The organism is Alcanivorax sp. HI0083 (assembly GCF_001635175.1).
Genome location: NZ_LWFX01001397.1, coordinates 1 through 5,895 on the forward strand (window position 1 = coordinate 1; position 5,895 = coordinate 5,895).

The window sequence follows — 5,895 nt, forward strand, 5'->3', positions numbered from 1 at the left end:
CAGAAGGTATACCAAGCATGATTTGCGATCTTATAAGAAGGCTGCCCGTCCAGATAAAGCCAGAACAGTACCATCAAGGTCACGGCAGGCAGGGACGCGATCAGCGCCCCGAGCCTGTCACTGTGTTTTGCGACCTCAGAGACGGCAACGATAACTGCTGCTGAGACGAGATATTTGATTATTAACATCGGCATCACCGCTTCCTCCTGGCTGCCCTAACGTTGTTATTCGATGCCCTTGAACTCGCCGGTGAAGTTGGCGTCGTAAACGCTACCGGTTTCTGACATCAGGATATAAAGGGTTCGGCCCTCCTCCTCATGCTCCAGGGCCACGACGTAATAGCCCGGACCGGAATTGCTGATGCCGACCTTCTCTTCAGGAAGCGCTTTCCAGCTCTCATCCAGCTTTCCAAAGCCCATGCCCCGATCTTCCTCGGTCAGCTTCACCGCTACGTATTTTGCGATCCCCACAACCTGCTGCTCTGAGATGGGGTCGTGACCACCGCCGTGGGAGAACGCCTGGCCAGATACGGCCAGCGTAGCCACCACCATCAATACCTTGATCAACTTCATCTTATTGTCCTGTTATCGGTTAATGTACGTGAGCCTCACCACTGCCATGACGATGGGGTTGGGCATCGGCTTGTTCTTCAGCTTCTTCAATTACGCGCTCGTTGCTGCCTTGTACATCCTGTTTTTCCATCTTCATATCGAAGCGCTTCTGATAGTCCTTCAACGGAGAACGCGCGGCATCCATATCTTCATGGGTATGGCTGTGGTCATCCTTGTTGAGCGGAAATTCATCCGGGCTGGCGGAATGCAGATAACCATGCAGCTGCATCAACAGCAGCAGCACACCCAGCATCATCAACAGCCAGTTGGTGGCACGGCTGAAGCGTTTGAACGACTCGGTACGACGCCAGCCGGACAACAGGAACAACATCACCGCCAGGGCCGCAATCTGCCCGGCCTCTACACCAAGATTAAAAGCCAGGATGCGCAACACCAGGCCATCTTCTGCCAATGGCAGCTGCTGCAAACGGGTGGAAAGTCCAAAACCATGAATCAACCCGAAGGCAAATACCATCCAAGTCAGGTTGGGTGACTTCATCTGCAAATAGCGTTTAAACCCACCCAGGTTGTCGAACGCCTTGTAGCAGACTGTCAGGGCAATGACCGCATCCACCAGATAGTAATTGGCACGGATACCATACAAGGTGGCAAACACCAAAGTAATGGAATGCCCGATGGTAAACGCCGTAATGAACCGCACGATGTCATTGAAGCGGGTCAGGAAGAACACCACTCCAAACAGGAACAGCAGATGGTCGTAACCTGTCACCATGTGAACAGCGCCAAGCTCAATGTATTCCATAAACCCAGCGTTCAAGGCTCTTGCCTGATCTTCAGCTGACATGCCATGAGCCATGGCCACGCCACTCGCCAGCAAGCCAAGCAATCCAACGCAGAATCTGATTTTCACGCGTTTTTCTCCATTATGATTGGTTAAGAATATGAGCGCTCTTGCCATTCACCAAACGGTACAAGGCAGGGAGCACGAATAATGTGAGCACGGTGGAAGAAAGGATGCCCCCAATGACTACCGTGGCCAGTGGACGCTGAACTTCCGAACCGATACCCGTGTTAAGCGCCATCGGCACAAATCCCAACGAGGCAACCAGCGCGGTGGTAATGATGGGGCGAAGCCTTGTTACCGCACCTTCAATAATGGCCTCATCCAGGGCCACACCATCCCGCATCAACTCACGGATAAAGGACACCATGACCAGGCCATTCAGAATGGCAATGCCGGAGAGAGCGATAAAACCCACCGCTGCAGAAATGGAGAACGGAATATCCCGCAGCACCAGCAATAGCACTCCACCGGTCAGTGCCAGAGGCACACCGGTGAAAATCACCAGCGCATCTTTGAACGAACCGAGCGCGAAATAGAGCAACGCCACGATCATCACCAGCGTTAATGGCACCACCAACGTCAGTCGCTGGCTCGCAGACTGCAACTTCTCGTAGGTGCCCCCGTATTCCACCCAGTAGCCCGAGGGCACAGCGACGTCATCATTGATGGCTGTACGGACGTCTTCCACAAACGAGCCCAGATCACGGCCACGCACGTTGGCGGTAACCACCACCCGGCGCTTGCCGTTTTCCCGGTTGACCTGATTGAAACCATCCACCAGCTCAATGCTCGCCAGTTCCCGTAACGGCACAGCCCCGGCGCCCGGCACCTGTACCGGCAGATACCCCAACGCTTCCATGTCGGTACGCTGCTTTTCGGCCAGACGCACCACGATGTCGGCACGACGATCCCCTTCGTAGAAACGACCGGCCACCTCACCGCCCAAGGCGATGGCCAGCTGAGACTGCAGTTCGGCCTTGTCCAGTCCGTATCCGGCCAGAACGGAATCGCGAGGAGTAATGGTCAATACCGGCAGGCCGGTAACTTGCTCCATCTGGATATCCGCCGCCCCTTCGACCCCGGACACCACGCCTTCAATTTGCTTGCCCAGTGCTTCCAGCTGTGCAAAATCATCACCAAACACCTTGATGGCGAGCTCCGCCCTTACCCCGGCCAGGAGCTCATTGAAGCGCATCTGTATCGGCTGCAGAAATTCGTAGCGGCTACCCGGCACGGTATCAACGATGGCCGACAGTTCTTCCACCACCTGCGCCTTGGGCTTGCCGGGGTCCGGCCACTGATCGCGGGGCTTTAGGATAATAAAGTTGTCCGCCACGCTGGGAGGGACCGCATCGGTGGCCACGTCCGCCGTACCGATCTTGGCAAACACTCGTTCCACTTCCGGCAGCTGACGAATTTTTTCTTCCAGGGTTTCCTGCATGGCGACGGCCTGACCGAGCGAGGTTCCCGGAATCCGCAGGGCATGCATGGCAATATCCCCTTCATCCAAGTTGGGCACGAACTCGCTGCCTAGGCGGGTAGCCAGCACCACCGAGCTCAACACGGACAAGGCGGCCAGTGCCACCACCAGGGCGCGCATTGCCACGGCCTTGCGCACCAGACGCTGGTAACCATTACGCAGCGCGCTCATGGCGCGATGTTCTTTCTCTTCCACCGCATCCCGGAACAACAGGGCGACACAGGCAGGAACAAATGTCACCGACAGCAACATCGCGCTTGCCAGTGCAATCACAACGGTCATGGCCATGGGGTGGAACATCTTCCCTTCAACACCGGTCAGCGAGAAGATGGGCAGGTACACCGCCGTAATGATGAACACGCCAAATAAGGCAGGACGGATCACTTCCCGTGTCGCGGTAAAGACAATATCTAGCCGCTCACGCTGTCCCAGTGTCTGGCCCGGCACCTTCGCCTGGCTGAGACGCCGCAAACAGTTCTCCACGATGATAATGGCGCCATCCACCAGCAGACCAAAGTCCAGCGCACCGAGGCTCATCAGGTTAGCACTGACCCGGGTTTGCACCATGCCAGTGATGGTCATCAGCATGGCGATGGGAATTACTGCCGCCGTCAACAGGGCCGCTCTGGCATTGCCCAGCAACAGGAACAGGATCACGATCACCAGCAGCGCCCCTTCCAGCAGATTCTTCTGAACCGTCTGCAGGGTCTTGTCGACCAGCCCGGTGCGGTCATACACCGCTGTTGCAGTAATCCCTTCCGGCAGGCCCGCCTTGATTTCCTCCAGCTTCTCGCCCACCGCGCTGGCGACGGTACGGCTGTTCTCACCCACCAGCATGAACACGGTGCTCATCACCACTTCACGACCATTCTGGGTAGCCGCCCCGGTGCGCAACTCCAGCCCTTCTTCCACGCTGGCCACATCTTTCAGCCGCAAGCGTGCGCCGCCTTCGGTGTTCAGCGGGGTATTTGCCAGTGCCTCCACTGAAGTCACCTGACCAGGCACACGCATCAACCATTGCGCACCGTTCTGCTCAACGAAGCCGACACCCCGATTCTGGTTATTGGCCTCGACCGCAGCAACCACCTGTTGTTGGGTAACTCCCGCCGCCAACAAACGGGTCGAGTCAATGGCGATCAGAATCTCGCGCTGGTAGCCGCCAATAGGATTGACCTCCACCACGCCGGGCACGCGCAACAGCTGCGGCCGAATGATCCAGTCATGTACGGAACGCAGGTCTATGGGGGTAATTGGTTTTCCATCCTCATCCACCGCGCCAGGTTCGGCATCCACGGTGAACATGAAGATTTCGCCCAGGCCTGTGGCAATCGGGCCCATCTCGGGCTGGAGGCCGCCAGGCAAATCCGAGCGTGCGGCAGAAAGACGTTCGCTCACCAGTTGGCGGGCGAAATAGATGTCGGTGTCATCACCAAAAATAGCGGTTACCTGGGACAGCCCGTAGCGCGAAACCGAGCGCGTGTACTCCAGCCCGGGCAGACCCGCCAACGTGGTTTCTATCGGGTAGGTCACCCGCTGCTCCACTTCAAGCGGCGTATACCCCGGCGCTTCGGTATTGATCATCACCTGTACGTTGGTGATATCCGGCACGGCATCAATTGGCAACCGGTTGAAATTCCATAGCCCCAGCAGTGATAACAAAGCCACGCCCACCAGTACCAGCCGGCGGCGCTCAATGGCGTGTTTAATAATGACTTCAAGCATAGTGACAGGCCTTTAGTGATCGTGGGAAGCGCCGGACTTTTCAACATCCGCCTTGAGCAGGTAGCTGTTACCACTGACATACTCGGTACCTGGTTTTAGGCCTCCCAGTACCTCGACCCAGTCTTCATCTTCACGGCCCAGTTCCAGCATGCGCACTTCGTACTGCTCGGCCACCTTGGCGAACACCACAGTAAAATCACGGAACCCCTGAAGCCCGGTTTTCTTCACGGCCAGCTCGACAGAATGTTGCGCCACTTCAATCTGGCCAGTGACAAACTGGCCCGGCAGCCAGTTCTCCGGCAGCGACGCCAGCGAGGCGCGCACAGTCTGTGCCTGACCGGCAGCCACCTGCGGCGCCAGGAACGTCACCCTCCCCGTGACCGTAGCGGAGCCGTCGGCCAGCGCCAGCTGCACATCAGCACCTGGCTTGACCCGTGCCCGATCCATAGCAAACACCGACAGTTCAGCCTCTGTTTTTGATACATCAATAATGCTGGCCAGCGTTCTGTCCCCGGTGGGCTCGCCAGCACCACCGTCAAGCGAGGCAATCACGCCAGACATGGGCGACCGCAACGCATATGTGCGCAGGCTTTCGTTGCTCTCAATGGTGAACAACACATCGCCACGGGCTACCGTGTCGCCCAGCGCCTTGTGTACACGCACGATTTCACCGTCAAAGCGGGCACGCACTGCGCGCTGTCCAGCAGGAGGTAGGACCAGAGAGCCGTAGGCCGTCACGGTTTCATGCAGGGTCGCAGGGCCTGCTACTTCAGTCACCACCCCCATGGCATCGGCCACCGCCTGCTCAATGGCGGTACGTCCTTCGAAACTGTCGTACTGCCATTGGTACTGCTGACCCTGGTGCTCGGCTGATACCGAAACCACAAAGGAGTGAGGCTCATAGATCTCCATGTCGCCACGCAGAAAGTCCGCTTGCGGGGCAAAACCGATCTCGTCGCGCACATTGCCGAGCCGCGTCAGCACCACCTGCAAATTCACTTCCCTTGGATCGACCGGTTCACCGTCATCGCTAATCCAGGCTCGATACTCCGGCGGCACCCCGGTTTCAAAAATGGCCAGCTCCACAGAAAAGTCACCGTCGCGCAGCACCAGTCCGCGATGCGGCCCCTTCTCCGGCTCCGCTTCCTGCTCTTCTGCGGCTCCCGCTGCCAGTGTCACCAGCGGAAAAACCAACAACATCCATACCGTCACCAGCAAGCCGATGGGTTTACGAAAAACATTCATTACTTCTGCTCCTTACTTTGCGCAGAGACACT

Annotated in this window: 5 protein-coding genes; all 5 read right to left on the minus strand. The window is 57.4% G+C overall.

Going from position 1 to position 5,895, the window contains the following annotated elements; genetic code table 11:
• A partial coding sequence (locus A3754_RS28630; RefSeq protein WP_231880727.1) for a DUF3147 family protein occupies window positions 1-194 on the minus strand: 194 nt, incomplete at its 3' end.
• Window positions 195-224: 30 nt separating this feature from the next.
• Window positions 225-572: a DUF6488 family protein gene (locus A3754_RS21195; protein WP_063521257.1), complete on the minus strand. Its 348-nt coding sequence runs from the start codon at window positions 570-572 to the stop codon at window positions 225-227.
• A gap of 19 nt (window positions 573-591) precedes the next feature.
• Complete coding sequence (locus tag A3754_RS21200; RefSeq protein WP_082872201.1) at window positions 592-1,482, minus strand: HupE/UreJ family protein; 891 nt, start codon at window positions 1,480-1,482, stop codon at window positions 592-594.
• A 13-nt stretch (window positions 1,483-1,495) separates the two neighbouring features.
• Window positions 1,496-4,618, minus strand: coding sequence for an efflux RND transporter permease subunit (locus tag A3754_RS21205; RefSeq protein ID WP_063521258.1), 3,123 nt, complete (start codon window positions 4,616-4,618; stop codon window positions 1,496-1,498).
• A 12-nt stretch (window positions 4,619-4,630) separates the two neighbouring features.
• On the minus strand, window positions 4,631-5,863 hold the full coding sequence (locus A3754_RS21210; protein ID WP_063521259.1) for an efflux RND transporter periplasmic adaptor subunit: 1,233 nt from the start codon (window positions 5,861-5,863) through the stop codon (window positions 4,631-4,633).
• Window positions 5,864-5,895: the final 32 nt, after the last annotated feature.

What these genes read in the sequence shown, in the direction of transcription:
- A3754_RS21205 (WP_063521258.1), bottom strand. Translation starts at nt 4,618, where the DNA reads ATGCTTGAAGTCATTATTAAACACGCCATTGAGCGCCGCCGGCTGGTA.
- A3754_RS21195 (WP_063521257.1), bottom strand. Translation starts at nt 572, where the DNA reads ATGAAGTTGATCAAGGTATTGATGGTGGTGGCTACGCTGGCCGTATCT.
- A3754_RS21210 (WP_063521259.1), bottom strand. Translation starts at nt 5,863, where the DNA reads ATGAATGTTTTTCGTAAACCCATCGGCTTGCTGGTGACGGTATGGATG.